At 66.6% G+C, this 25,474-nt stretch carries 20 protein-coding genes and 1 tRNA gene; 12 read left to right on the top strand and 9 right to left on the bottom strand.

Annotated features, from left to right (window positions below; translation table 11 throughout):
* The first annotated feature begins 156 nt into the window (after positions 1 to 156).
* Positions 157 to 1,062, top strand: a complete 906-nt coding sequence (locus BZF59_RS09825; protein WP_245806099.1) for an OmpA family protein — start codon at positions 157 to 159, stop codon at positions 1,060 to 1,062.
* Between the two features lie 42 nt (positions 1,063 to 1,104).
* Here BZF59_RS09825 and BZF59_RS09820 read toward each other — a convergent pair whose 3' ends face one another.
* From BZF59_RS09820 to BZF59_RS09805, 5 genes are read right to left on the bottom strand one after another with little or no spacing between them, the layout of a single operon-like run.
* Entirely contained in the window at positions 1,105 to 1,935 is an 831-nt protein-coding gene (locus BZF59_RS09820) for a hypothetical protein (protein ID WP_086608069.1), read from the bottom strand.
* A 9-nt stretch (positions 1,936 to 1,944) separates the two neighbouring features.
* Positions 1,945 to 3,918, bottom strand: coding sequence for an excinuclease ABC subunit UvrC (gene uvrC, locus BZF59_RS09815; RefSeq protein ID WP_086608068.1), 1,974 nt, complete (start codon positions 3,916 to 3,918; stop codon positions 1,945 to 1,947).
* 57 nt (positions 3,919 to 3,975) lie between these two features.
* A complete protein-coding gene (locus BZF59_RS09810; RefSeq protein WP_158094296.1) occupies positions 3,976 to 4,383 on the bottom strand; it encodes a baeRF12 domain-containing protein in 408 nt (135 codons plus the stop codon).
* A gap of 10 nt (positions 4,384 to 4,393) precedes the next feature.
* Positions 4,394 to 4,717 (bottom strand): HPF/RaiA family ribosome-associated protein, encoded by a 324-nt coding sequence (locus BZF59_RS16240; protein WP_158094295.1) that lies wholly within the window; start codon positions 4,715 to 4,717, stop codon positions 4,394 to 4,396.
* A 1-nt stretch (position 4,718) separates the two neighbouring features.
* A complete protein-coding gene (locus BZF59_RS09805; RefSeq protein ID WP_086608066.1) occupies positions 4,719 to 4,925 on the bottom strand; it encodes a hypothetical protein in 207 nt (68 codons plus the stop codon).
* 178 nt (positions 4,926 to 5,103) lie between these two features.
* On the opposite strand from BZF59_RS09805, the gene BZF59_RS09800 reads away from it, so the two are divergent.
* Positions 5,104 to 6,306 carry a BaiN/RdsA family NAD(P)/FAD-dependent oxidoreductase gene (locus BZF59_RS09800; protein ID WP_086608065.1) on the top strand — a complete coding sequence of 401 codons (1,203 nt, stop codon included), beginning with the start codon at positions 5,104 to 5,106 and terminating at the stop codon, positions 6,304 to 6,306.
* Between the two features lie 110 nt (positions 6,307 to 6,416).
* Here the strand turns inward: BZF59_RS09800 and BZF59_RS09795 are convergent, their stop codons facing one another.
* On the bottom strand, positions 6,417 to 9,668 hold the full coding sequence (locus BZF59_RS09795) for a porin family protein (RefSeq protein ID WP_143738139.1): 3,252 nt from the start codon (positions 9,666 to 9,668) through the stop codon (positions 6,417 to 6,419).
* 255 nt (positions 9,669 to 9,923) lie between these two features.
* On the opposite strand from BZF59_RS09795, the gene infA reads away from it, so the two are divergent.
* The 7 genes from infA to BZF59_RS09760 all read left to right on the top strand — a co-directional run bounded on the left by infA (position 9,924) and on the right by BZF59_RS09760 (position 15,902).
* Positions 9,924 to 10,169: a translation initiation factor IF-1 gene (gene infA, locus BZF59_RS09790; RefSeq protein ID WP_007163491.1), complete on the top strand. Its 246-nt coding sequence runs from the start codon at positions 9,924 to 9,926 to the stop codon at positions 10,167 to 10,169.
* Positions 10,170 to 10,184: 15 nt separating this feature from the next.
* Entirely contained in the window at positions 10,185 to 10,757 is a 573-nt protein-coding gene (locus tag BZF59_RS09785) for a Maf family protein (protein ID WP_086608063.1), read from the top strand.
* Positions 10,750 to 11,706, top strand: a complete 957-nt coding sequence (locus BZF59_RS09780) for an Rne/Rng family ribonuclease (RefSeq protein WP_086608062.1) — start codon at positions 10,750 to 10,752, stop codon at positions 11,704 to 11,706. The genes BZF59_RS09785 and BZF59_RS09780 overlap by 8 nt, the downstream gene beginning before the upstream one ends.
* On the top strand, positions 11,703 to 11,882 hold the full coding sequence (locus tag BZF59_RS09775; protein WP_086608061.1) for a DNA gyrase inhibitor YacG: 180 nt from the start codon (positions 11,703 to 11,705) through the stop codon (positions 11,880 to 11,882). The genes BZF59_RS09780 and BZF59_RS09775 overlap by 4 nt, the downstream gene beginning before the upstream one ends.
* Before the next feature lie 120 nt (positions 11,883 to 12,002).
* Positions 12,003 to 12,077: transfer RNA gene (locus BZF59_RS09770), tRNA-Phe, on the top strand.
* Between the two features lie 39 nt (positions 12,078 to 12,116).
* Positions 12,117 to 12,920, top strand: coding sequence for a phosphoribosylaminoimidazolesuccinocarboxamide synthase (purC, locus tag BZF59_RS09765; protein WP_086608060.1), 804 nt, complete (start codon positions 12,117 to 12,119; stop codon positions 12,918 to 12,920).
* A gap of 87 nt (positions 12,921 to 13,007) precedes the next feature.
* Positions 13,008 to 15,902 (top strand): M16 family metallopeptidase, encoded by a 2,895-nt coding sequence (locus BZF59_RS09760; protein ID WP_086608059.1) that lies wholly within the window; start codon positions 13,008 to 13,010, stop codon positions 15,900 to 15,902.
* Between the two features lie 76 nt (positions 15,903 to 15,978).
* On the opposite strand, the gene BZF59_RS09755 is transcribed toward BZF59_RS09760, so the two are convergent.
* On the bottom strand, positions 15,979 to 18,210 hold the full coding sequence (locus BZF59_RS09755) for a TonB-dependent receptor (protein WP_086608058.1): 2,232 nt from the start codon (positions 18,208 to 18,210) through the stop codon (positions 15,979 to 15,981).
* A gap of 313 nt (positions 18,211 to 18,523) precedes the next feature.
* On the opposite strand from BZF59_RS09755, the gene purS reads away from it, so the two are divergent.
* Positions 18,524 to 18,757 carry a phosphoribosylformylglycinamidine synthase subunit PurS gene (gene purS / locus BZF59_RS09750; protein WP_086608057.1) on the top strand — a complete coding sequence of 78 codons (234 nt, stop codon included), beginning with the start codon at positions 18,524 to 18,526 and terminating at the stop codon, positions 18,755 to 18,757.
* Positions 18,757 to 19,446 carry a phosphoribosylformylglycinamidine synthase subunit PurQ gene (gene purQ / locus BZF59_RS09745; RefSeq protein ID WP_086608056.1) on the top strand — a complete coding sequence of 230 codons (690 nt, stop codon included), beginning with the start codon at positions 18,757 to 18,759 and terminating at the stop codon, positions 19,444 to 19,446. Before purS ends, purQ begins: the two co-directional genes overlap by 1 nt.
* Positions 19,447 to 19,458: 12 nt before the next feature.
* Here the strand turns inward: purQ and BZF59_RS09740 are convergent, their stop codons facing one another.
* Positions 19,459 to 21,813: a putative bifunctional diguanylate cyclase/phosphodiesterase gene (locus BZF59_RS09740; RefSeq protein ID WP_245806098.1), complete on the bottom strand. Its 2,355-nt coding sequence runs from the start codon at positions 21,811 to 21,813 to the stop codon at positions 19,459 to 19,461.
* 70 nt (positions 21,814 to 21,883) lie between these two features.
* On the bottom strand, positions 21,884 to 23,719 hold the full coding sequence (glmS, locus tag BZF59_RS09735) for a glutamine--fructose-6-phosphate transaminase (isomerizing) (protein WP_086608054.1): 1,836 nt from the start codon (positions 23,717 to 23,719) through the stop codon (positions 21,884 to 21,886).
* Positions 23,720 to 23,917: 198 nt separating this feature from the next.
* Here glmS and BZF59_RS09730 point away from each other — a divergent pair, with 198 nt between their 5' ends.
* The gene (locus BZF59_RS09730; protein ID WP_086608053.1) at positions 23,918 to 25,441 is read left to right on the top strand and encodes a TadA family conjugal transfer-associated ATPase; all 1,524 of its coding nucleotides are present in this window, start codon (positions 23,918 to 23,920) and stop codon (positions 25,439 to 25,441) included.
* Positions 25,442 to 25,474: the final 33 nt, after the last annotated feature.

Genomic DNA, 25,474 nt, shown 5'->3' with positions numbered 1-25,474 from the left:
TCGTCGCATCCCATGCCCCGGTTGCCCGCTCCTTTGGGCACCGGGGCATTGACGTTCACCTGCGAGCAAGGTGTTGCTGAACAACCACGCCCCACACGGAATTCACCAAGGGCCAGCATACGGGATCGCGGCCCATTTCGCAGGAGTAGAACCGCTGTGACCACCACCATCCGAAACTCTCGCAAGCTGGCGCTCGCCGCCATGCTGACAGCCACCGCCGCCACCGGCCTTGCCGCGCAGCAGACCATGCCGCCTGCCGAACAGGGCGGGGTGCTGACCACCGTCTACGGCTCGCTGCCGCCGCTCGCCGACATGACCGAAGGCCCCAAGGTGACCGGCATCATCTCGGCGCGTCAGGGACAGCGCCTGCAGGTGACCGCCAATGACGGCACAAACACCGTCATCACGCTCCACCCAGACACCGAAATTCGCACCCGCGGCGGGTTCCTCGGGATCGGCAACAAGACCTTCGATCAGAGCGCGCTGCTCAACGGCATGCCGGTGATCGTCAAGACCTCGCAATATGGCGAGGGCCTGGTCGCCAGCGAAGTGCGCTTCACCAGCGACGATGCGCAGATCGCGCGGATGATCCGCGGCGGCACCCAGCAGCAGTTTGGCGAGCAGGGCGCGGCGATCCAGGCCAACGCCGCCGCCACCGAAGCGCTGCGCGGCCGACTCGGCGATATCGACAAGTACAACCTCAAGAGCACCACCAACGTCTATTTCGACACCGGCAAGTCGGTGCTCTCGCCGATGGCCAAGAACGAGCTGTGCGCCGCCGCGCAGGAAGCCAATGCCAACGAGAATTCGCTGATGCTGGTGCTTGGCTACACCGACTCCACGGGTTCGCAGGAGATCAATCAGACGCTGTCGGAAAAGCGCGCTGCGGCGGTGGTCAACCACTTGCAGCAGGTGTGCAAGTGGAAGCCCTACCGGATGCTGACGCCGACCGGCATGGCGACCGCCGATCCGGCGGCCGACAACACCACCGCAGCGGGCCGCGCGCAGAATCGCCGCGTTTCGGTGAATGTGCTGGTGAGCAAGGCGCTCGACGGGCAGTAAGACCATTGGCTGCGGCAGCGCTGAGGCGTTGCCGCAGCCGCCTCACATGATGGGCAGGACGCTCGCCATCTGCGTGTTGGGCTTGCCGCCCTCGGGATGCGGCAGGCCCAGCGCCGCATTGACCGCACGGCGCACCGGATTGGTGCAGGTAGAGGGGCCCTGCGCGTAGTAGATCAGCCCCTCGACCCGGCGGGTCTTCGTATCGGGGATGAGGATCACCTGCCCCGCCGTGCCCCCGTCCCCGTCCCCGTCTTGGGCAACAGGATCGCAGCGGCGCAGGGCAATCGACCCGTCCGCCGCCCGGTCGATCGCGGTGCAGACGAACGGCTCGTCGAACCTCAGGATGCGGGTGTTGCGCTGATACGACCCCAGCTCGTCCGACAGCACATATTGGGGATCGCGTGGGGCGAGATCGAGCGCACCCGGCGCGACGCTGTTCCTCTCGGGCGACTGGCCGAAATAGTCCGCGACCTGCGCGAGGATCGCCTGCCGGTAAGCGCCGCTCGCATACCACCGGTCGAAGCTTGCCGCGTCGGGAAAAGCCACGTCGGATCGCCACAGGACCGCATTGCGCCAGCAGTCGCCCAAGCGCAGCGTCTTGTCGCGCTGCCGGTCGACCATCGTGCCCTCCGGCAGGGCAAAAGCGGCGCTCACCAGCGCGGCCTCATCGTCGAAATAGTCGCCCTGACTGTCGAGGTTGAGCAGCAGGACAGGCAGCCCGATGCACGACAGGAAGCCGGTCACCGCCACGGCCTGCACCGGTCGGCTGTACCAGATCTTTGTCGGGGTCAGACGGTGAGCAAGGAAGATCAGCGCGATAATCGCGGCAGGCACGCCGAACATGGCAGCAAGGGCGAAGGCGAACTGGGTCACCCCGCCGCTTTAGCCGCTGGAATGGTAAAAATCGTAAATCTGCCGCGCCACCGCCGCACTCACCCCCGGCGCGCGCTGGAGGTCCTCGAGCGCGGCGGCGCGCACCTTGCTCGCGGTGCCGAAGTGCAAGAGCAGCGCGCGCTTTCTCGCCGGGCCGATGCCGGGGATCTCGTCGAGCGGGCTTGCGGTGATCGCCTTCGAGCGCTTGGCGCGGTGTGCGCCGATGACGTAGCGGTGCACCTCGTCACGCAGGTTCTGCAAGTGGAAGAGCAGCGGCGAATTGACCGGCAGCAGCTTCTCGCGCCCGTCGGAAAAGTGGAACACCTCGCGGCCCTCACGCCCGTGATGCGGCCCCTTGGCGATGCCGATCACCGCGACCTCGTCGGCGATGCCGATCTCCTCGAGCACGCGCATCACGCTCGACAGCTGCCCCTTGCCCCCGTCGATCAGGATCAGGTCGGGGAGGATGGTCTCGTGCCCGCCCGACTTGGCCTCGGGGTTGCCCTCGCCCTCGGCGAAGTTGCGGAACCGCCGCGCCATGACCTCGCGCATCATCGCGAAGTCATCATTGGTCTGCGCCTCGCGGATGTTGAACTTGCGGTACTGGCCCTTTTCGAACCCGTCCGGCCCCGCCACCACCATCGCGCCCACGGCCTTGGTACCCTGAATGTGGCTGTTGTCGTAGACCTCGATCCGCTGCGGGGGCGCGTCGAGTTCCAGAAACTCGGCCAGCTCGCGGTTGAGGCGCGCCTTGGTGCCGGTCTCTGCCAGCCGCCGCTCCAGCGCCTCAACCGCGTTCCTCTGCGCCTGCGCCATCAGCTTGCGCCGGTCGCCGCGCTCGGGGACGGAGATGCGCACCTTGCGCCCCGCCAGCTCGGACAGCGCGGCCTCGATCAGCTCGCATTCGGGCAGGTCACGGTCGACCAGCACCGTGGGCGGCGGCGGCACTTCCTCGTAGAATTGCAGCATCACATCGGCGAGCACCTGCGCCTCGGCCACCTCATTGGTGTGGCGCGGAAACAGCGCGCGGTGGCCCCAGTTCTGCCCGCCGCGGATGAAGAAGGACTGCACGCTCATCTGCCCGTTCTTCGCCGCCAGCGCGAAGACATCGGCATCGCCCAGCCCTTGCGCGTTGATCGCCTGGCTGCCCTGAATGAAGGTCGCCGCGCGCAACCGGTCACGCAGCATAGCGGCGGTCTCGAAATCGAGGTTTTGCGCCGCCTCGGCCATCTGCCGCTCAAGGTCCGCCTGCACCGCGCCCGATTTGCCCGAGAGGAAATCCTTCGCCTGCCGCACCAGCGCGTCATAGCCCGGCTCGTCGATCCGCCCCACACACGGGGCTGAACAGCGCTTGATCTGATAGAGCAGGCAGGGCCGGTCGCGATTGTTGAAGAAGCTGTCGGTGCAGGATCGCAGCAGGAACAGCTTTTGCAGCGCATTGAGCGTGGTGTTGACGCTGCCCGCGCTGGCGAAAGGCCCGTAGTAATTGCCCTTCGCCCGCCGTGCGCCGCGGTGTTTCTGGATGCGCGGGTAGGCATGATCAGCGCGCAGCAGGATGAAGGGGAAGCTCTTGTCGTCGCGCAGCAGCACGTTGAACGGTGGACGAAAGCGCTTGATCAGCTGCGCTTCGAGCAGCAGCGCCTCGGCTTCGGAATTGGTGGTGATGATCTCCATGCTGCGGGTCTGGCTGACCATGCGCTGGAGCCGCCCGGAAAGCTGCGCGATCTGGGTGTAGTTCGCCACCCGTGCCTTCAGCGAGCGTGCCTTGCCAACATAGAGAACATCACCGCGCGCATCGAGCATGCGGTAGACGCCCGGCGAAGGCTTGAGCACCTTCACCGTCTCGCGGATCGCCTGCACCCCGGCTTCGAGATCGGGCTGGGCGCTCGAAACGGTATATGCAGCGCGCTCCTCGTTGAAGCGCTCCGCACCGCGTGGGTCGTGAGAGGTGCCGGCGGGGGAGTCGGCGGGGTTTCGGGCCATGGGGGCCAGATAGGGACTGCACCGCCCCCTTGGCAATTCCCCCGCGAGCGGTTTCCGTCAGGCCGCGATGATCGCCTGCGCGATGTCGTCGATCGGCTGATTGGTCATTTCCTTGCCGATCTCGCCCAGCAGCCGCTGTTCGAGCTCGACGTGGTAGTGCCGCCGCAATTCGCCTAGCGAGCGCTTGTCGGCGACCACGATCAGGTTTTCGATCTGGTTGGTCTTGGCCTGATGGTTCATCCATTCCGCCGCCGCTGCGACATGCGCGCCTTCCTCAAGCGCGCTGTCGCTGCTCTGGCCCGAAGTGATCGAATGGCGCTGGTTGCCCTGACTGTAATTGGTCGGGTCAAGCTCGGGGGTGTCGATCATTTCCAGCTGCGGATGAACCGCATCGCCGGTGTTGTGGAGCCACAGGAAACGCTCGCCATCGAGCACTGCGACATGGGTTCCGCCGGGTATTTTCATGGGGATTCTCCTATTTGCGGTGACGGTCGGCCTTGCCGAACACGGTATCGAGCCGGGTGACGAGCGTCCCGAGCGCGGCATTGACCGCGTCCATCGGCTTCTCGCCGCGTTCGGCGACGAAGATCGGATCGCCGTTCTTGGGCCGTGCCTCGAGCCGCGCCTCGATACCGTCGGGACGGTTGCTGTCGCCATCGACATCGCGAACGTGCACTTCGATCGTGGTCAGGCGCTCGCCGAAGCGCGCGTCGAGCCGCTCGGTCAGGCGCTCTTCGACTGCCTGTGCCATGTCGGCCGAACCTGCGGTGGCGTTGTCTGTGTTAAAGCGAATGTCCATCTCAGCGCACCTTCCGGCTGCGTTCGAGCACCGGGCGCTGACCTTCGGCGTCGAAGGCACCCGAAACGGGCTCTTCGCGGTTGCGCTGGCTGATCGGCCCTTCGCCTGCGGTCTTTTCCTGATGGTCGAGATGCTCCTGCGCGGGCGCGTTCTCGGTCTTCAGCTTCATGGCCTTGTCGGCGATATCTTTTTGGGTGGTGTCGGTCACGGGGACTTCCTCTCCTGATTGGTGTGGGGGGCCGCGCGGGGCAGCCTGGCATGAGAACCAAGGGCATAGGGCGCGCCTTGTTCCATTTGCGCCCGGGATTGGCGGCAGACAGAGGTGCCTCGCACGGCGGGTCGCAGCGGCGATTGGCAAGCGCGCCGCACACGCCTATCGCGCCCCAATGGAGCATAGCGACGTCATCATCCTCGGCGCGGGCGCGGCCGGGCTGTTTTGCGCCGGACAGGCGGGGCAGCGCGGGCTGCGGGTGGCGTTGCTGGAAAAGGCCGAGGCGCCGGGGAAGAAAATCCTCATTTCGGGCGGGGGGCGCTGCAACTTCACCAACCTCGGCGCGGGGCCGGGCAATTACCTTTCGGCCAACCCGCACTTCTCCAAGAGCGCGCTGGCCCGCTACAACCCGGCGGACTTTATCGCGCTGGTCGAGCGTTACGGGATCGCGTGGCACGAGAAGACGCTGGGCCAGCTGTTCTGCGACGGGTCGGCGAAGCAGATCGTGGCGATGCTGCTGGAGGAATGTCCGCCGGAGCGCGTGCAGCTGACCTGCGGCGTGGAGATCGCTGCCGTCGCGCGCGGGGAGGATGGCAGCTTCACCGTCACCGCCGCCGATGGCCGCGCATGGCAGGCCCCCGCACTGGTGATCGCCACGGGCGGGCCCTCGATCCCCAAGATGGGCGCAAGCGACTTTGCCTTCCGGCTGGCTCGGCAATTCGGGCTGAAGGTGGTCGAGCCCCGCCCTGCCCTCGTGCCCCTGACGCTGGGAGGCGAGGACGCGCTGTTCCGCGAGCTGTCGGGCGTCGCCGCGCCGGTGCGCGCGCGGGCGGGGAAGAGCGAATTCGCCGAGGCGGCGCTGTTCACGCACAAGGGGCTCTCCGGCCCGGCCATCCTGCAGGTTTCAAGCTATTGGCGGCATGGCGAGGAGGTCGGCATCACCTTCCTCCCCGATGCGGCGAGCGACTGGCTGCTTGAGGCCAAGCGCGATCGGCCCCGCACCCATCTGCGCACCTTGCTGCGCGAACGCCTGCCCGCGCGGCTGGCTGATGCACTGGCCGACCGGCTGGCGCTGGAGCGCGAGCTCGGCAACCTCTCCGACAAGGATTTGCGCGCGGCACAGGCGAAGCTCGACGACTGGCGCTTCGCTCCGAACGGCACCGAGGGCTATGCCAAGGCCGAAGTCACCGCAGGCGGCATCGCCACGACGGAGCTTTCCAGCCGCACGATGGAAGCCGCCAAGGTGCCCGGCCTCTACGCCATCGGCGAGGCGGTGGACGTCACCGGCTGGCTCGGCGGCTACAACTTCCAATGGGCCTGGGCGAGCGGCTTTGCCTGCGCCGAGGCGCTCGCCGAAAAATCGGCCAAATCGGGTTGAAGGTTCCCCTCGGGACGAAGGCCCGCAAGCGCGACCGCGCGCCCGCAGCGACGCGCCCAAAGGGCGCATGAGCGAGGATAGCGCCCGCCCGGATGGGCGGGCGCTCCCCATCAAAAGAGCTTCCGCAAGTCAATCCCGAGATAGAGCCCCAGCGGGTCGATCACGAAGGGCTGGTAATTGATCGGCGTCTCGCCCGCCGAATCGCGGACCCGGCGCTGCGCGTCGAAGACGTTGTCGGCGATAAGGCTGACGCGGAAATCCTTGAGCAGCCCTTCGTTCTTGCCCGTCACCTCACCCATATTGGCAAAGATGCGCAGGTTGAACGTGACGATGTCGTCGAAGAACAGATCGCTGGTGCCGACCGCGCCGTCGAGCCTGGTCTCGCCCGTGTAGATACCCGACAGGCGGAAGCCGATCCCCTTGCCGAACAGGCCCGCTTCGAGCCGGCTGGAATGCCGCGGCTGGCCGAAGGCGCCGGTCGCCTGACCGTCAAGCTGGTCGAGTGGGGCGATGCCGGGGGCGATCAGGACCTCGTTGGCGAGCTCGATCGTGTGGGTCAGGTTGGCGAAGTAGCGCCAGCCCTGAAACTGCCGACCGGCCAGCGGATTGAAGGCCGGGCCGCCCGCCGGCGCGCCGCCGCCTGCTGCCGGAGGCCCGCCCGCGCCCTGCCCTGCCGGGGCCGCCGCGCAGAAGCGCTGCTGGAACTGTGCCAGCGCCTCGGGCGGGATAGTGCCGTCAGGACGGCGCGAGCGGTCGATCGCCATCTTGATGAAGGCGGGGTCGACGCCGGGCAATTCGGCCGAGACATCTTCGCCGCGCTCGATCTTGGCGATCAGCTCGGCGATGGCTGTGGCGCCCTCGGGGCCGCAGGCACGTTCGCGGAAGGCGGCGCGCTGCGGCGGAATCTCGGCGGGAGCCCCGCCCTGACCGCCACTACCCGGCCCGCGCCCAGCACCCATCATCGCCGGGTCCATGCTGCAGATCCGGGTGCGGAACTGCGCCAGCCGGTCGGTGTCGACCGTGCCGTCCGCCGCCCGTACGCGCGCCAGCATCGGGGCGAGGCGGGCTGTGTCGATGCCGGGGAACTCGGCGGAGATGTCCGCACCGCTGTCGATCGCGGCGACCAGCCTTTCTAGGAAGGCCTGCCCGTCATCGGCGCACAGGCGGGTGCGAAAGGCCATGAACTGCTCGCGCTGTTCGGGCGTCGGGGCCGCGCCGCCGCCGAACATGCCGCCGCCGGGCCGTCCGCCCGCAGGCGGGGTCGCCGCCGGGCCGGTGGTCGGCGGGGCAGGCTGGGCCGCAGGGGCCGCCGCCGCAGGAGCGCCGCCACCACCACCGCCACCAAAGCGTCCGCGACCGCCGCCGCCAAGGCCACCCTCGCCCTCGGCAGGCGCGCCGATGCTGCCACTGGTCGATAACGTGAACTGGAGCCGGTCCGCCTTCGTCTGGGCGAAGCTGACCGAGCGCCGGTCGACCGCGATCAGACGTCCGATCTCGCCGGGATTGTCAGGCGCCGCGCGCGTCACACGGCCCGGGAAGGCCGCTTCGATCTCGGAGGTGATCTGCGGAAAGCCGCTCACGACATTGTCCGACCGGTTGCGAATGTAGTCGACCGCCAGGCGCGAATTCTCCCAGAACGGCAATTCCCAGTTTGCCGAGAATTTCCAGTCGCGCTGGGTCTCTGCCGGAAGATCGGGATTGCCGCCGGTGCGTACGGTCGCAAGCACCGTCTCCCCGCGTACGAAATCGAACACCGGCACGTTGAGATTGTCGATCTGCGGGTTGCCGAGCGCAGAGATCGAGGGAGCCGATTCGCGCCAGATATAGGTCGCCGACAGATCGAGCCCGTCGGTCGGCCGCCACGTGATCCCCGCGTTCCAGTCCCCCAGCGTTCCGAAATCGCTGAGATTCTCGAGCCCGGCCTGAAGGTTCAGCGTGAAGTCGCCAAGCGCATCGAGGAATTCGTCGCGGGTGCTGGTGAGCGGCACCACCACATTGGCGCCGGTGGAAATGCGCCGGCGGGTCAGTTCCGATCCCGTCAGCGACCGCGTGTCGTTGCTCTCGATCCGCTTCCAGTCGAAGCCGAGATCGAAGGTCGCCAGAACTTCGCCCGCAGGCAGAAGTGCAAGCGGCCCCTCCAGCGTGGTCTGCGTTTCGGTGCTGATGATCTTGCTGCGCGCCAGATCGAACCCGTTGTCGGTGTCGGACGGCAAGGAGCCGGTGATCGCCAGCGTGCCCGCCGCCGCGGCATCGCGGAACACCTGCAACTGGTCGGACCGCAGGCGCCGGTCGATCTCGGTTGCAGATTCGCTGTATGCGCCGTCGAAGGTGCTGGTAAGCCGGAAGGCATTGATCGGCTGGTTGATCGAACCGGCAGCCGACACCGTGTCGCTCGACGTGCGCCGGGATAGCGGGGTGTCCGCCCCGAAGGTGCGAAACGCCGTGTCGCCATCCGGCCCCGTCAGCGCGACCGTGTTGAGCCCGTCGAGACTGCGGCTCTCATTGCGGGCGTAGTTGAGGTTGGCGCTGAGCGAGGTGCCGCTGTCGATGATCGCCTTGGCCCACGACACATTGGCATCGAGCCCGAAGGTGTCGGCCAGCAGGCTACGGTATTCGGCCTGATCGGGATCGCCGGCAACGTCGGACTGCGAGCCTTCGGTCTGGATGATATTGCGTTCCGCCTCGGTCAGCAGCGTCGTGTCTTCGAGCTGCACGCTGGCGTTGATCCGGCCGCCATCGGCGATCCTGAGCGTTCCGACCCGTTGTTCATTGCGAACATAACCCCCGCGCGAGGGTGCCTCGAGCTCGAAATCGAGCTGCCGGTTCGAATAATTGTCCTTGAGGATCAGGTTGATCACGCGGCGATCGGGCGGAAAGCCGAAGCGCTGGGCGACTTCCTCGGGAAACACCTCGACCCGCGCGAGCGCCTCAGGGGGATAATTGGCGAATTCGCGGAATGACCCGATGCGGATGCCGTTGACGAGGATCACCGGCTGCCCGCCGCCTCCGCGCCCCCGCGCAGAGCCGGTGCGCGCGCTGATTTGGGCGATCAGATCGGTGATCGAGGTTACGCCCTCGGCTGCGATTGCTTCTTCATCGAGTTGCAGCAGCGGGGCCTGTTCGACGAACAGCTGCCCGCGCAGCCGCCCGGAGCGCACGATGATTTCCTTGTCCGCCGCCGGCACCACATCGCTGGCGCTGTCGAGCTCTTCCTCCTTGGGCTGGTTGGCAAGCTCGGGCTGCGGCTGCGCTGCCGCGGCGGCGGGCGCGGGCGCCGAAATTGCGGGCGCGGGGAACAGCGACAGGGCGAGAGCACAGGTGCCGGCGCGCAAGGCAGCGCGGGAGAGCGGGGAGAGGTTCATCGAGTCCCTTTGTTTACCGTATGTTATGTGGCCGGGCGGCTTGTTGTCGCCGCCATCTGGCCGTTGGGTTACGCTCTGCGCCGTGACCGGGACGCACACTTGCAAGTCAAAGGGCGCCCCGGCAGAAAACTGCCCGGACGCCCGGCTTTCCAGACCCCTAACGCACGAGCCTTCCCTTTTGGTTCCCGCATCGCTAAAGCGCAGCCCCGCATCGACGGACGTATTGTGCGTTCGCGGAACACATGAAGGAATTACATGGCCAAGGAAGAACTCCTCGAAATGCGCGGGCGCGTGGTTGAGTTGCTGCCCAATGCGATGTTCCGGGTGGAGCTTGAAAACGGCCATGAGGTTCTCGGCCACACGGCGGGCAAGATGCGCAAGAACCGCATCCGCGTGCTGGTGGGCGACGAAGTGCTGTGCGAACTCACGCCCTATGATCTCACCAAGGCGCGCATCACCTACCGCTTCATGCCGGGTCGCGGCGGCCCCGGCCCGCAATAATTGCCGGCGGCCCACATGGGCGCGCTTCACCTGACGCTCGCATCGGCCTCGCCCCGGCGGCGCGAATTACTCGCGCGGCTGGGCCTTGCGCCTGACGCGGTCACCCCCGCCGATATCGACGAGACCCCGCTGAAGGGCGAATTGCCCCGCGCCTATGCTTCACGCATGGGCCGCGAAAAGGCGCTCGCGGTGGACGCGCCGGGCTTCGTGCTGGCGGGCGACACGGTGGTCGCGGTGGGACGGCGCATCCTCCCCAAGACCGAAACCGAGGACGAAGCGCGCGCCTGTCTCGACCTGATGAGCGGGCGGCGGCATCAGGTGCTCACCAGCGTGGTGCTGCGCGCGCCCGATGGGACAATGCGCGAAAGGCTGAGCGAAACCGTGGTCTGCTTCAAGCGGCTCTCGTCCGAGGAAATCGCCGATTACATTGCGGGCGGCGACTGGCAGGGCAAGGCGGGCGGCTATGCAATCCAGGGCGCGGCGGAGGGCCTGATCCAGTGGATCCGGGGCAGCCACTCGGGCGTGATGGGCCTGCCGCTCTACGAAACGCGCGCTTTGCTGAAAGCGGCGGGGTTTCCGATTGGCTGAGTGGCTGATCGAGGAAGGGATCGGGGAAACCCGCGCCCTGCTGGTCGAGGGCGAGCGCGTGCTGGCCGCGAAGATGATGTGGCCGGGAGAGTTGACCGCAGGCGCGCGGGTGACCGGCCGGCTCACCGCCAAGCTCAAGGGCACGCGGCGCGGTGTGGCGCTGCTGGATGACGGGCGCGAGGCGCTGGTCGATCACCTCCCGCCGAGCGCCACGGAAGGCCAGAACCTCGATCTCGTCATCACCCGCGCGGGCCTTGCCGAGCGCGGACGTTTCAAGCGGGCGCAGGCGCGGGTGGCGGGGGCCGATGCCCCCTCGCCCGCTTCGGGCTGGCCCGAAGGCCGCATCGTCCGCCGCTTTCCCGCTGGCCTGTGGGACGAAGTCTGGCACGCCGCATCGGCGGGCAGCCTCGACATTTCCGGCGGCGAGATTCTTGTCAGCGTGACCCCCGCCATGACCGTGATCGACATAGACGGTGTCGGCACCCCGCGCGAGGTTGCGCTGGCGGCCGTGCCCGCAATAGCCCGCGCGCTGGCGTGGTTCGGGCTTGGCGGCAATATCGGGATCGATTTTCCGACGCTCCAGGCAAAGGATGATCGCCGCGCGGTCGATGACGCGCTGGGAGCGGCGCTCGCAGACTGGCCGCATGAACGCACGGCGATGAACGGCTTCGGCTTCGTCCAACTGGTCGCGCGGCTGGAGGGCCCCTCGCTGCTGCACCGATTCGCCACCTCTCGCGTCGGGATGTGCGCGCGCCTCGCCCTGCGGATCGGCGAGCAGGCCGAAGGGCACGGCCCGGTGCTGGAGCTGCGTGCCCACCCCGCGCTTAAGGCCAAGCTGAAGGCGCAATGGCTCGATGAACTCGCCCGCCGCACGGGGCGCACCGTGCGGGTAGAAACCGATCTCGGTCTTGCGCTCGAAGCGCCCAATGCCCAGATCGTGGCGGCATGACCAACAAGCCCTGCCCGATCTGCCGCAAGCCGCGGCATCCCGATCACCACCCTTTCTGCTCGCAGCGCTGCCGCGATCGCGATCTGGCGCGCTGGTTCTCGGATTCCTACGCTGTCCCCGGCCCGCCCGCCGACCCGGACGAAGTGGCGCAAGGCAGCTGGCCCGAGCAGGATTGAGTGCGCGCGCAATAATCCGGCGACGCGGCCATAAAAGCCCCTTGCCAACCCGTCACGCCTTCGCCATAGGGCCGCTCTCATTTGCTCGCCGGGCCACAGCGCCCGTCGCTCGCAGCGAATGCCCGAGTAGCTCAGGGGTAGAGCAGCGGATTGAAAATCCGCGTGTCGGTGGTTCAAATCCGCCCTCGGGCACCATTCGCTGAAAAGGGCCGAGCGCCCAAAGGGAAAATGCCAATGTCCCGCCGCACCAAGCTCTACGAAGGCAAGGCCAAAATCCTCTACGAGGGTCCTGAACCCGGCACGCTGATCCAGTATTTCAAGGACGATGCCACCGCCTTCAACGCGGAAAAGAAGGGCACGATCAACGGCAAGGGCGTGATCAACAATCGCATCAGCGAACACGTCTTCACCCGCCTCGCCCATATCGGCATCCCCACCCACTTCATCCGCCGCCTCAACATGCGCGAGCAGTTGATCCGGCAGGTCGAGATCATCCCACTGGAAGTGGTGGTGCGCAATGTCGCTGCCGGCTCGATCAGCAAGCGCCTCGGGATCGAGGAAGGCGAGCCGCTGCCGCACACGCTGATCGAATATTACTACAAGGACGATGCGCTGGGCGATCCGCTGGTCGCCGAAGAGCACATCGCCTGCTTCAACTGGTGCAGCCATGAAGAGATGCACGACATCTCCTCGATGGCGATCCGCATCAACGATTTCCTGTGCGGGATGTTCGCCGCGATCGACATCCGGCTGGTGGACTTCAAGCTTGAATTCGGGCGGCTTTACGATGGCGATTACAGCCGCGTGATCCTCGCCGACGAAATCAGCCCGGATGGCTGCCGGTTGTGGGACATGGCGACCGGCGAAAAGCTCGACAAGGACCGCTTCCGCCGCGATCTGGGCGGTGAGGAAGAGGCCTACCGCGAAGTCGCCCGCCGGCTCGGCCTGCTCAACGGTGAGGACAATGGCCCGGGCGAGGTGTTCGACCTCTCCCACGCCCGCTCGCGCCTGCGCGGGCCCCCGCCGATCAAGAAGTAACGCCGGGCAAGAAATAGGCTGACAGCCCGGTTTCAGTCGCTAGTCTCTCAGGTCACGCCAATGGCCTGAGAGAGACGTCTGATATCCATGCGGAATTTTGCCCTTGCCGCCAGCCTGATGCTGGCCCTGTCGCCGCTTGCCTTCACCACCGCGCTCGCCGCGCAGGATGCGCCGGCCACCGACGCTCCCGCTGCCGCCGAGGCCGCCGCCGAGGCTCCTGCCCCGGTCTGGGCCTTCGAGACCAGCGATGTGCCGGTCGACCCCGGCTACACCTTCGGCCAGCTCGACAACGGGATGCGCTACGTCATCCGCCAGAACGCGACCCCTGCGGGCACCGCGATGGTGCGGATGCGGATCGATTCGGGCGCGCTGGAAGAGACCGACAGCGAGCGCGGGCTCTCGCACTATCTGGAACACATGGCCTTCAACGGGTCGAAGGGCATCCCCGAGGGCGAGATGATCAAGCTGCTCGAACGCGAGGGGCTGGCCTTCGGCGCGGACACCAATGCCTCGACCGGCTTCGATGCGATCACCTACATGCTCAACCTGCCGCGCAATGACGAGGCGCTGCTCGGCACCGCGCTGATGCTGATGCGCGAGACGGCGAGCGAGCTGACCATCTCCGAGGACGCAGTGGCGCGCGAGCGCGGGGTGATCCTCGCCGAACGCCGCGACCGGGCGGGTTTTCAGCTGCGCAATTACGAGGACAACGCCGCCTTCCTTGCCCCCGGCGCGCGCTATACCGAGCGCCTGCCGATCGGCACCGCCGAGGTGCTGGAAAACGCCACCGCCGCGCAGATCCGCGCGCTCTATGAGCGCACCTATCGCCCGGCCAACACCGTGCTGGTCGTGGTCGGCGACTTCCCGGTCGATGTGGTCGAGGCCGCCATCCGCGAGCGGTTTGCCAGCTGGGCACCCGCCCCTGCCCCCGCCGAGCCCGAGGCCGGCCCGATCGACACGTCCGCCAAGGGCCTGACCGACATCCATATCGATCCCGCCTTGCCCGAAACCGTCACCATCAGCCGCCTCGCCCCCTGGCGCGACGATCCCGACACCGTTTCGAGCCGCCGCGCAGATGCGATGCGCAGCCTCGGCTATGCGATCATCAACCGCCGCCTCGCCCGGCTGGCGCGCGGGGCCGATGCGCCTTTCCGGGGCGCGGGCTTCGGCACCGGCGACATCTTCGAGGATGCGCGCATCACCAGCCTCAGCATCAGCAGCGCCGATGGCGAGTGGAACAAGGGGATGCTTGCTGCGGTGCGCGAGGTCAATCAGGCGCTGACCTTCGGCTTCACCCAGGCCGAGGTCGACGAGCAGCTCGCCAATCTGCGCACCACGCTGGAAAATGCCGCGAAATCCGCCGACACGCGCGGCAACAACGTGTTCGTCAACGCCGCGCTGGCGCTGGCGGGGGACGAGCGGGTACCGGTCACCCCCGAATGGCAACTCGCCGAGTTTGAGCGGCTCGCCCCCGAAATGACCCCGCAGGCGCTGTGGGAGGCGGTGCGGGAGGATGCCGCGCCGCTTGATGAGCCGCTGATCCGCTTCACCGGCCGCACCGCGCCCGAGGGCGGCGAAGTCGCGCTGCGCAGCGCCTTTGGCGAGGGCATGGCACTCGCCATCACCGCGCCGGTCGACAACGGCCCGCTGGCCTTCGCCTACACCGATTTCGGCACCCCGGGCACGGTGGTGAGCGACACGGTAGAGGAGCGCCTCGGCATCCGCCGCATCGTGTTCGACAATGGCGTGCGGCTGAACCTCAAGCAAACCGATGTGCGCAAGGACCGGATCGCGGTGAGCTTTGCCCTCGACGGTGGCGACCTACTCAACACCCGCGATGCGCCGCTGCGCGCCTACCTTATCGGCTCGCTGCCAGCGGGCGGGCTCGGCAAGCACAGCCAGGACGAGATCACCAGCGTGCTGGCCGGGCGCAGCGTCAGCTTCGACCTCGATAGCAGCGCCGATGCCTTCACCGCCTCGGCCGTCACCACCCCGCGCGATCTTCTGCTGCAAATGCAGGTGCTGGCCGCGACGCTGACCGATCCGGGTTACCGGCCCGAGGGGGTCGAGCGGTTCCGCAAGAACATCGACAACTTCTTCAATACGCTCGATTCCACCCCCGACCGCGCGCTGTCCTCGGCCAGCGGAGCAATCCTGTCGGACAATGACCCGCGCTTCAGCCTGCAACCGCGCGAGGCCTTTTTCGCGCTGGACTACCAGGCTCTGCGCAAGGCGATCGGCGACCGCCTGGCCTCGGGCGCGATCGAGATTGCGCTTGCGGGCGATCTTGATGAAGACGCTGCCATCGCCGCTGTCGCCGCCACACTCGGCGCTTTGCCGCAGCGCGAGGCGGCCTTCAATTCGCGCACCGAAAACCGCGATCGCAGCTTCACTGCGACGCGCGGCGAGCGCGTGCTGACCCACAAGGGCGAGGCCGATCAGGCGCTGCTGCAATGGTATTGGCCCACCACCGACGACAGCGACCTTGGCGAGACCCTGCGGCTCGATCTGTTGTCGCGCATCGTCCGGCTGGAACTGACCGACCGCCTGCGCGAGGAGCTGGGGCAGGCCTACTCCCCATCGGCGGGGTCGCAGCCGAGCCATTACTATCCGGGCTACGGCGTGTTCATCATCAACGCCTCGGTCGCGGTCGATCAGATCGAGCCGAGCCGCGCGGCCTTGCAGGGCCTGATTGCCGATCTGCGCAAGGGGCCGCTGGATGCGGACGTGATCGAGCGGGCGCGCAAGCCCTATCTCGAGGATTACAGCAATGTTCTGAAGGACCTGAGCGGCTGGATCGGGCTCGCATCGCGTACGCAAAGCGAACCGGAGCGGCTGGATCGCTTTGTCGCGGTGCCCGATGTCCTGCGCGCCATCACGCCTGAAGACCTGCACCAGACCGCGCTCAAATATCTCGATCCCGATGGCGCGGTGGCCTTCACCGTCGTCCCGGAAGCGGCAGCCGCAACCGCGGCCGAGTAGCAGGCAAAGAAAAAGCCGGCAGGTCGCCCCCCGCCGGCTTTCCCCTTTGCGGCGCGCCCCTCAGCGGGGCTGACCCTCAGTACTTGACGCTGATCATCGCGCCGATGATGCGCGGATCGTTGACGAAAGCGGTGTTGTTGTTGAAGTCGACCACGCCGAGCACGTTGTCTTCATTGGTGATGTTGCGCGCGAAGGCGGCGACTTCCCACTGGCCGTCATCCCCCGCATAGCCGATCTTGAGGCCACCCTCGATCCGGCTGCCGGCGTTGAACTCGGCGCTTTCGTAGAGCAGGAAGTTGGTCTCACCGAGGTAGACCCAGTCGGTGAAGATGAAGAATTCACCCGAATTGCCCACCGGGATGCCGTAGCGAGCGGTGAAATCGCCGCTCCATTCCGGCGCATTGGGGAATGGGTTGCCGTCGATGAAGGCACGGCGGGTGCCGCCCACCAGACGGGTCGGATCGGTCACGGTGCACTGCGCACAGATACCAACCGCGAGGTTCTCGTCTTGGATCTCGGTGTTGTTGTAGGCCACGCCCAGCGTGACCAGGAATTCGGGGCTGATCTGGAACGCGCCGTCGAATTCGACGCCCCAGCCCTCACCCTTGTTGGCATTGATCAGCTGCACGAGGTTCCCCGCGCCGCCTACGGCGGTGAACTGCGGGTCTTCGACAGTGTAGTAATAGGCTGCACCGTTCAGGCGCACGCGGCGATCGGCCAGCTCGCTCTTGAAGCCGACTTCGTAGGAGGTGATGTTCTCCGACTGGGCGACCGAGGGCGGGCTGAAGAACGCCACGTCGCGGCCCTGAATGGTCGGCCCGCGGAACGAATTGGCGACCTTGGCATAGACGCTGGCATCGTCCGAGACATCGGCGAAGACGCTGATGTCCCAATCGAACTGTTCGTCACCCACGCTCACCGGCTGCGGCGCCGCGCCCGAGCGGACGAAGAACGCCTTGTCATCCTCGGTGTAGCGCAGGCCCCCGGTGACGCGCAGGCTCTCGGTCAGCTGGTAGCCGACCTGACCGAACAGCGCCCAGGCTTCGTTGGTGTGGTTGACAGTGACCGGCGGCGGGAAGCTGAAGCCGACCGTGGTGACGTCGAAATCGCTCTCGAAATAGAAGCCGCCGACCTGCCAGCTCAAGGGCCCGCTGCCGTTCGAGGCAACGCGCACTTCCTGCGTGGTCTGCTTGAGGTCGATCGAGTCCTGCGTGTCCGAGGGGAACGGGATGAAGCCCGGCCCCGTCACGAGGTTGCCGCCATCGACATCGCCGCGGCTGGAGCCTTCGCTGGTCCAGTGGCTGGTGATCGAGGTCAGGGTCGCGCCGTCGAATTCATAGGCCGCCGTCAGCGTCGCGCCGAACTGCTGGTAATCGGCCACGTTCCCGCCGCCGGCGTCATAGAACACCCGGTTGCGATCATAGTTTTCGTTGAGCTTGTTGGTGTTGTTCGGCTGGTTGGCGCTCGGCCCCAGCACGTTGGCACGGAAGAAGGTCGAGGAACCGGCCAGATCGCGGAAATTGACCGACGCAAGGATGCTCGCCCGTTCGCTCGGCGTGAACAGCAGCTGCGCACGGGTGGCGAAATCGGTGTAGCCGCCGAGCACGTTGTCCTGCCCGGTGAAGCCGTTGTCGATCCAGTCGCCGCGCGTCTGGATCTGGGCGGCGACGCGGAAGGCCAGCACGTCTTCGGCGATCGACCCGCCGACCGCGCCGGTGAGCGACACCGTGTCGAGGCTGGCGAAGGACAGCGAAGCGGCGACCGAGGTATCGTGGCTCGGCTTGATCGAGTCCACCTTGACGATGCCCGCCGGGGTGTTGCGCCCGAACAGCGTGCCCTGCGGCCCGCGCAGCACTTCGACGCGCTGGATGTCGAAGATCGGGAAGCTCTTGAGGGTGACGTTCTCGAGCACCACGTCGTCGAGCAGCACCGACACGGGCTGCGAGGCGGCGAGGTCGAAATCGGTGTTGCCGAGGCCGCGGATGTAGAAGCGCGGGGCGACGCGGCCGTTCGAGCTTTCGACATTGAGGCCGGGCGCGGTGCCTGCCAGCGCGGTGATGTCGCCCGCGCCGCTGAAGATCGCGCTGACCCGCTCCTGATCCAGAATGTCGGCCGATACGGCGACATCCTGAAGGTTCTCCTCGCGCCGGTTGGCGGTGACGATGATAGTCGCAAGCTGACCTTCGGGCGCTTCGGCGGTGGCCTCGGCATCCTGCGCGGCGGCGGGTGCGGCAAGTCCGAAGGCGGCGGCGGCGAGCACGGTGGAACCGGCCCAGATGGCACGAATGGCGGAGAAACGAGTCGACATCGGACAACCCCCTGGTTGGAGCGGATGGAGAGTGGGTGCCGCGGCCCGTGACATTTTTGTTCGATTCGCGCGAGAACGCAGGCCCTGAAGGCTGGGCGAAAGCGGCACATCTGCGGCGTTCTTGCGACGGTTGTTGCAACAAGGTTACAATTGGGAGGCGCTTGCGACCCGATTATGACAAGCCCGCGAAAAAGCCGGCCCCTCTCCGCGTGCGCCAGACAGCGGTGCAGAATGCGCATCAGCGCGATTGCACCCTCCCGCCGGAGCGCTATAGCGGCCCCCAACACAGCCCCCCGAACAGGAGCCTCCCGCGATGCAAGTGCGCGTCCTTGTCCGATTGAAGCCCGGCGTGCTCGACCCTCAGGGCCGCGCGGTGCACCATGCGCTCGAAGGGATGGGCTTCGAGGGGGTCGGCGATGTCCGGATCGGCCGCCTGATCGAGCTCGATCTCGCCGACGGCACCGATCACGACACGATCAAGGCGATGTGCGAAAAGCTGCTCGCCAACACCGTGATCGAAAGCTTCACCATTGAGGGCGCCGACTGATGGCGTTCCGGGCGGCGGTCATCACCTTCCCCGGCTCCAATTGCGACCGGGACATGGCAACGGCGCTGGAAGCGGTGTCGGGCGTGCCGGCGATCCGGGTCTGGCACGGCGATGCCGAGCTGCCCGAGCGGCTCGACCTGATCGCCCTGCCCGGCGGCTTTTCCTATGGCGACTACCTGCGTTCGGGCGCGATGGCGGCGACCAGTCCGATCATGCGCGCGGTGATCGCGGCGGCGGAGCGCGGTGTGCCCGTGCTCGGCGTCTGCAACGGCTTCCAAGTGCTGACCGAGGCCCGGCTGCTCCCCGGCGCGCTGCTGCGCAATGCCGGACAGCGTTTCGTCTGCAAGACCGTGGCGCTTACCGTCGAAGGCACTGCTTCGCCCTTCATGGCCGGTTACACGGCGGGCGAAACGATCCGCATTCCGGTGGCCCACCACGACGGCAACTACTTCGCCGATGCCGACACGCTCGACCGGCTGGAGGGCGAAGGCCGCGTGGCCTTCCGCTATGCCGAAGCCTGCAACGGCTCGGCGCGCGACATTGCCGGGGTGCTCTCCGCCAATGGCCGGGTGCTGGGCATGATGCCGCACCCCGAACGGGCGATCGAACCAGCGGCGGTTACGGCGCTGGGCGGCGAGGATGGACGGCGGCTGTTTGCCGGCTTCCTTGAAAGCCTCGTCAGGGCCTAACCGGTCAGCGCCTCAGGCGCGGCGTTCGTTCGGCAGCACGAACAGGCGGCGCGCGTCCTCATCGGTCATCGGTCGGCCGAAATAGAAGCCCTGAATCTTGTCGCAGCCGAGGTTCCGGATCAGTTCCGATTCCTCGGCGGTCTCCACCCCTTCGGCAGTGGTCGTCATCTTCAGGCTCTTTGCCATCGCCACCACCGCGTTGATGATGGCAAGGCTCTCGGCGCTGCCCTGCGCTGCGCCCTGCACGAAGGTGCGATCGACCTTGATGGTCGAGAAGCGCAGCTTGCGCAGATAGCCGAGCGAGGAATAGCCGGTACCGAAATCGTCGAGCGCCACAGAACAGCCCAGCGCCATCACCTGCTCCAGCGCGTTGCGCGCCACGCTGGCGTCGCGCAGGAAGATGCTCTCGGTCACTTCGATCTCGAGCCGTTCGGGCTTCAACCCGGTCGCCGCGAGCGCATCCAGCACCTCGCCATGGAAGCCGGGCTCCAGCAGCTGTTCGGGCGAGACGTTGACATTGACCTTGACGTGATCGGGCCAATAGCGCGCCTCTTCGCAAGCCCGGCGCATCACCCATTGGCCGATCGGCACGATCAGGCGGGTGTCCTCGGCCAGCGGGATGAACTTGCCGGGACTGACAAAGCCGTGCTCGGCGCTGTTCCAGCGCACCAGCGCCTCGAAACTGACCACGCTTTCGGTCCGCGCATCGACCACGGGCTGATAGTGCAGCACCATTTCGTTGCGCCCCAGCGCCTTGCGCAGCGCCACTTCAAGCTGGCGGCGTTCTTCAGCGGAAGCATGGAGCGCAGGCTCAAAGCGGCAATGCTCGCCCCCGCCGCCATCCTTGGCGCGGTAGAGCGCAAGGTCCGCATTGCGCATCAGCTCTTCCACCGAGGTGCCGTCGCGCGGGCCTTCAGCCGAGCCGACGCTGGCGCCGACATAAAGCGTGTGGTGATCGACCAGATAGGGCTCCGACAAGCGCTCGATCACGCGCCGCGCGAGCTGGCCGATGCAGCCCGGCGCGCTGGCATCGCGCACAACGATCGCGAATTCGTCGCCGCCCAGCCGTCCGCACAGCTCGTTCTCGCCCATCAGCGATTGCAGCCGTGCCGACACCTGCGCCAGCAGCTTGTCGCCGGTCATGTGGCCAAGCGAATCGTTCACCGACTTGAACCGGTCGAGATCGACCATCAGCAACGCGCAGCGCGTGCGCCACTGGCTGGCATAGGCCAGCGCCTCGCCCAGCGCCTCGGTCAGTTGCAGGCGATTGGGCAATTGCGTGAGCGTGTCGAAGCGCGCGAGATAGGCGATTTTTTCCGAGGAATTGCGCTGCTCGGTGACATCCGATCCCACCCCGCGAAAGCCGGTAAAGCGGCCCTGCTCGTCGCGCATCGGCGTGCCCGAAAGCTCCCACCAGCGTTCCGCACCGTGGATCGAGACCTGCACCAGCATGTTCGAGAAATTCTCGCGGTTCTTGAGCCGCTCGGCCAGATCGTGGAGGCTCGGCGGAAACTGCCCCGTTTCCCACCCGCGCCCGGCGATCACTTCAAGCAGGGGCTTACTTTCGGTGTCCTCCTGCGAGCGGCCGAGCGCGAAGGCAAAGCGGGGGGACACCGCGCGCAGCCGCCGGGCGGGATCGACTTCCCACAGCCAGTCTGCCTCGTTCTCTTCGAACTCGCGCAGCAGCAGCGAGACCACCTCTTCCTTCTCGCTCACCATCGCCTCGGCGAGACGCGCCTTGAGGAAAATCGTGCGCACCTGAATGATGGCGACCAGACTGGCGATGGTGAACAGGATCGTTGCACAGGCGCCATGCCACTCGCCCTGCGCCGCCAAATTGCCGGCGGCCCCGAGCCCCATGATCGCATTGTAGATCATTACGCTGAGCGGCGCGGTCGAAAAGACGAAGGTGGAGCACATCATCAGCACGAGCACTACGAGCAGCATGGTGGTCTCTTGCGCCCCGTCCGCGAGCCGCGGGAAGAGGACCAGCGCCACCAGCCAGCACACCGCCGCCGCCACCGCGTTGAGATGCTGCGAACGCTCGTGCGCGCCGCCACCCGGCCTCTGCCCGGGCACTACCAGCAGCAGATCGGTCTGGCGGGTAATGTAGAGCACAAAGCCGAGCACCGCGGCCCAGGGCACCACGATCAGCAAACCGATCAGCGGGGCAAAAACCGATACGGCAAACACCGCCACCAGCGCGTTGGCAAACATCCGGTAGCGGCTGACCCGCGCAAGTTCCGAAAATTCGACCCCTCGCAAACGCGTCGGCTCAAACGCCGGATTGCGTGACAATCCAAGCACATCGGCGATTGCCAGTTCTGCCGGGAGCGGCGCAGGGACGGAGGACGGTTGTTGGACCACGTTCGGGCGATAGCGGCCAAACGTTAGGTTGGAGTAAAGTCTCCGGCCCGATTTTCGGCCCGTTGCAGCCCTATTCGACGGTCACCGATTTGGCGAGATTGCGCGGCTGATCGACATCGGTGCCCTTCACCACGGCGACATGATAGGCCAGCAATTGCACCGGCACGGCATAGACCAGCGGCACGATCAGCGGGTGGACGACGGGCATCTCAATCGTGGCGATGCAGCCCTCGCCCGCTTCGGCGATGCCTTGCGCGTCCGAGATCAGCACCACCTGGCCCCCGCGCGCACGCACTTCCTCCATGTTCGAGACGGTCTTTTCGAACAGCGGCCCCGAAGGGGCGATCACCACCACCGGCACGGCATCGTCGATCAGCGCGATGGGCCCGTGCTTCATCTCGCCCGCGGCATAGCCCTCGGCATGGATGTAGCTGATTTCCTTCAGCTTCAGCGCGCCTTCCAGTGCCAGCGGATAATCCTGCCCGCGCCCCAGATAAAGCACGTCGCGCGCCGGGGCGATCAGCGGCGCCATGGCGGCGATGTTCTCATCATGCGCGAGAGCGGCGTTGAGTGCGGCGGGCGCTTCAAGCAGATGGCGCACGATCTCGGCCTCCTGCTCGCGGGTCAGGCGGCCCTTTTTTACCGCCATATGCGCGGCGAGCGCCGCCAGCACGGCGAGCTGGCAGGTGAAGGCCTTGGTCGAAGCGACCCCGATTTCCGGGCCCGCGTGCGTCGGCAGCAGCAGATCGGCCTCGCGCGCCATGGAGCTGGTCGGCACATTGACGACCACGCCGATGGTCTGCCCGTTCGCCCGGCAATGGCGCAGCGCCGCCAACGTGTCCGCCGTCTCGCCGCTCTGCGAGATGAACAGCGCAAGGCCGCCCTCTTCCAGCACCGGGTTGCGATAGCGGAACTCGGAGGCGACATCGATGTCCACCGGCACGCGTGCGAACTGTTCGAACCAGTATTTCGCCACCATCCCGGCATAGAAAGAGGTGCCGCACGCAACGATCGTCAGCCGGCGGATGCTCGACAGGTCGAAATCGATCTGCGGCAGCGCCACGGAGTTGTCCGAACGGCGCAGATAGGAGGCGAGCGTCTGCGCCACCACCGTCGGCTGCTCGTAAATCTCCTTCTGCATGAAGTGGCGGTAATTGCCCTTCTCCACCGCTGCCGCCGAAGCGCCCGAGGCACGGATCTCGCGGGTGACGGGCTGGCCCTCGGCGTCGTAAATCTGCGCGCCGTCGCGCCGCAGCACGACCCAGTCACCCTCTTCAAGATAGGTGATGCGCTGAGTCAGCGGCGCGAGCGCCAGCGCGTCGGAGCCGAGATACATCTCCGCATCCGACCCTTCCGGCCCATAGCCCAGCACCAGCGGCGAGCCCAACCGCGCACCGATCAGCAGCTCGGGGTGCGCGCGGAAAGCGATGGCGAGCGCAAAGGCCCCGCGCAGGCGCGGCAGCACGGCCCGCACCGCATCCTCAGGATTGGCCCCGGCCTCGACCTCGGCGGAAATCAGGTGAGCGACCACCTCGCTGTCGGTCTCGCTCTCGAATGTGCGGCCCTTGGCGGCGAGATCGGCGCGTAGTTCCTTGAAGTTCTCGATGATCCCGTTGTGGACAATCGCGACCTCGGCGGTGGCGTGCGGGTGGGCATTGGCGGCCGTCGGCGCGCCGTGGGTCGCCCAGCGGGTGTGCGCGATGCCGACATCGCCCGGCGCCGGATCCTGCGCCAGCACGGTCATCAGATTGGCGAGCCGTCCTTCCGCCCGCCGCCGCACCAGCGCGCCATCGTTGAGCGTGCAGATCCCGGCGCTGTCATAGCCGCGATATTCCATCCGCCGCAGGCCATCCACCAGCCGTTCGGCGACGTTGCCCTGCCCCACGATCCCGATAATGCCGCACATCCGCCCGTGCCTTCCCTCAGTGTGATTGCCGCCGCTCTAGCCGTGCGCCGGTGAACAACAAGCCCCGATTGGCGCGAGGCCGAACGGGCTTAGGAAAAAAACAACCTTTCCTTTCTATTCACCATTGTTCGAGACGCACCATTCGCCTGTTTCGGGCGAGGTGCGCAAGGTTTCAGGCTAGAGCCTCGGGGGCTGGGAATGAGCGCATTCGGCAAAAAGGGCAATGCAGGCGGGTTGAAGTCGGGGGCACGTCCCGCCTTTGGCGTCGCACGGCCAATGAAGGGTGCAGGCGCGGGGCCGCGCGGCGGGGAACAGTTCCCGCCGATCCCCGGAGAGCCTGCGGCCGCACGCCCGGCACCGGCGCCTTCGCTGGCAAAGCCCGCCACCACATCGGAAGCGATCGAGCGTCTCAACGAGCGCATGGCGTCCGTCAACACGGGCGATTCCGAAGTCGGCGGCTTTGAAGCCAGCGTCCACAAGATCAAGGAACAGGTGCTCCCACGCCTGCTCGAGCGTGTCGATCCCGAAGCGGCGGCGACGCTGTCCAAAGAGGAACTCTCCGAGGAATTCCGCCCGATCATTCTGGAAGTGCTGGCCGAACTGAAGGTCACGCTCAACCGGCGCGAACAATTCGCACTGGAAAAGGTGTTGATCGATGAGCTGCTCGGCTTCGGCCCCTTGGAAGAGCTGCTGAACGACCCCGACGTCTCCGATATCATGGTCAACGGGCCGGATCAGACCTACATCGAAAAGAAGGGCAAGCTCACGCTCGCCCCGATCCGCTTCCGCGACGAACAGCACCTGTTCCAGATCGCACAGCGCATCGTGAACCAGGTCGGCCGCCGCGTCGACCAGACCACGCCGCTCGCCGACGCCCGCTTGAAGGACGGCTCGCGTGTGAACGTGATCGTCCCCCCGCTGTCGCTGCGCGGCACCGCGATCTCGATTCGTAAGTTTTCCGAAAAGCCGATCACGCTCGACATGCTGCGCGACTTCGGTTCGATGTCGGACAAGATGTGCACCGCGCTGAAAATCGCGGGCGCATGCCGCATGAACATCGTCATCTCGGGCGGTACGGGTTCCGGTAAAACCACGATGCTCAACGCCCTGTCGAAGATGATCGACCCGGGCGAGCGCGTGCTGACCATCGAAGACGCGGCGGAACTTCGCCTGCAACAGCCGCACTGGCTGCCGCTCGAAACCCGCCCGCCGAACCTTGAAGGGCAAGGCGCGATCACCATCGGCGACCTTGTGAAGAACGCCCTGCGTATGCGTCCTGACCGCATCATCCTCGGGGAAATTCGCGGCGCGGAGTGTTTCGACCTCCTCGCGGCGATGAACACCGGTCACGATGGCTCGATGTGTACGCTCCACGCCAACAGCCCGCGCGAATGCCTTGGCCGTATGGAAAACATGATCCTGATGGGCGACATCAAGATCCCCAAGGAAGCCATCAGCCGCCAGATCGCCGAATCGGTCGATCTGATCGTGCAGGTGAAGCGTCTGCGCGACGGTTCGCGTCGCACCACCAACATCACCGAGGTGATCGGGATGGAGGGCGACGTGATCGTGACGCAGGAGCTGTTCAAGTTCGAATACCTGGACGAGACCGACGACGGGAAGATCCTCGGCGAGTTCCGGAGCTCGGGCCTGCGCCCTTACACGCTGGAAAAGGCGCGGCAGTTCGGTTTCGATCAGGCGTATTTGGAGGCGTGTCTCTGACACGCCGATCCGGGCCATCCGGCCCGGATCGTT

This window comes from Erythrobacter donghaensis (genome assembly GCF_002155425.1).
Classification (GTDB): domain Bacteria; phylum Pseudomonadota; class Alphaproteobacteria; order Sphingomonadales; family Sphingomonadaceae; genus Erythrobacter; species Erythrobacter donghaensis.
This window is presented reverse-complemented; position numbering and strand designations above follow the sequence as displayed.

What these genes read in the sequence shown, in the direction of transcription:
- uvrC (WP_086608068.1), bottom strand. Translation starts at nt 3,918, where the DNA reads ATGGCCCGAAACCCCGCCGACTCCCCCGCCGGCACCTCTCACGACCCA.
- BZF59_RS09810 (WP_158094296.1), bottom strand. Translation starts at nt 4,383, where the DNA reads ATGAAAATACCCGGCGGAACCCATGTCGCAGTGCTCGATGGCGAGCGT.
- BZF59_RS16240 (WP_158094295.1), bottom strand. Translation starts at nt 4,717, where the DNA reads ATGGACATTCGCTTTAACACAGACAACGCCACCGCAGGTTCGGCCGAC.
- BZF59_RS09800 (WP_086608065.1), top strand. Translation starts at nt 5,104, where the DNA reads ATGGAGCATAGCGACGTCATCATCCTCGGCGCGGGCGCGGCCGGGCTG.
- BZF59_RS09795 (WP_143738139.1), bottom strand. Translation starts at nt 9,668, where the DNA reads ATGAACCTCTCCCCGCTCTCCCGCGCTGCCTTGCGCGCCGGCACCTGT.
- infA (WP_007163491.1), top strand. Translation starts at nt 9,924, where the DNA reads ATGGCCAAGGAAGAACTCCTCGAAATGCGCGGGCGCGTGGTTGAGTTG.
- BZF59_RS09785 (WP_086608063.1), top strand. Translation starts at nt 10,185, where the DNA reads ATGGGCGCGCTTCACCTGACGCTCGCATCGGCCTCGCCCCGGCGGCGC.
- BZF59_RS09775 (WP_086608061.1), top strand. Translation starts at nt 11,703, where the DNA reads ATGACCAACAAGCCCTGCCCGATCTGCCGCAAGCCGCGGCATCCCGAT.
- purC (WP_086608060.1), top strand. Translation starts at nt 12,117, where the DNA reads ATGTCCCGCCGCACCAAGCTCTACGAAGGCAAGGCCAAAATCCTCTAC.
- BZF59_RS09760 (WP_086608059.1), top strand. Translation starts at nt 13,008, where the DNA reads ATGCGGAATTTTGCCCTTGCCGCCAGCCTGATGCTGGCCCTGTCGCCG.
- BZF59_RS09755 (WP_086608058.1), bottom strand. Translation starts at nt 18,210, where the DNA reads ATGTCGACTCGTTTCTCCGCCATTCGTGCCATCTGGGCCGGTTCCACC.
- purS (WP_086608057.1), top strand. Translation starts at nt 18,524, where the DNA reads ATGCAAGTGCGCGTCCTTGTCCGATTGAAGCCCGGCGTGCTCGACCCT.
- purQ (WP_086608056.1), top strand. Translation starts at nt 18,757, where the DNA reads ATGGCGTTCCGGGCGGCGGTCATCACCTTCCCCGGCTCCAATTGCGAC.
- glmS (WP_086608054.1), bottom strand. Translation starts at nt 23,719, where the DNA reads ATGTGCGGCATTATCGGGATCGTGGGGCAGGGCAACGTCGCCGAACGG.
- BZF59_RS09730 (WP_086608053.1), top strand. Translation starts at nt 23,918, where the DNA reads ATGAGCGCATTCGGCAAAAAGGGCAATGCAGGCGGGTTGAAGTCGGGG.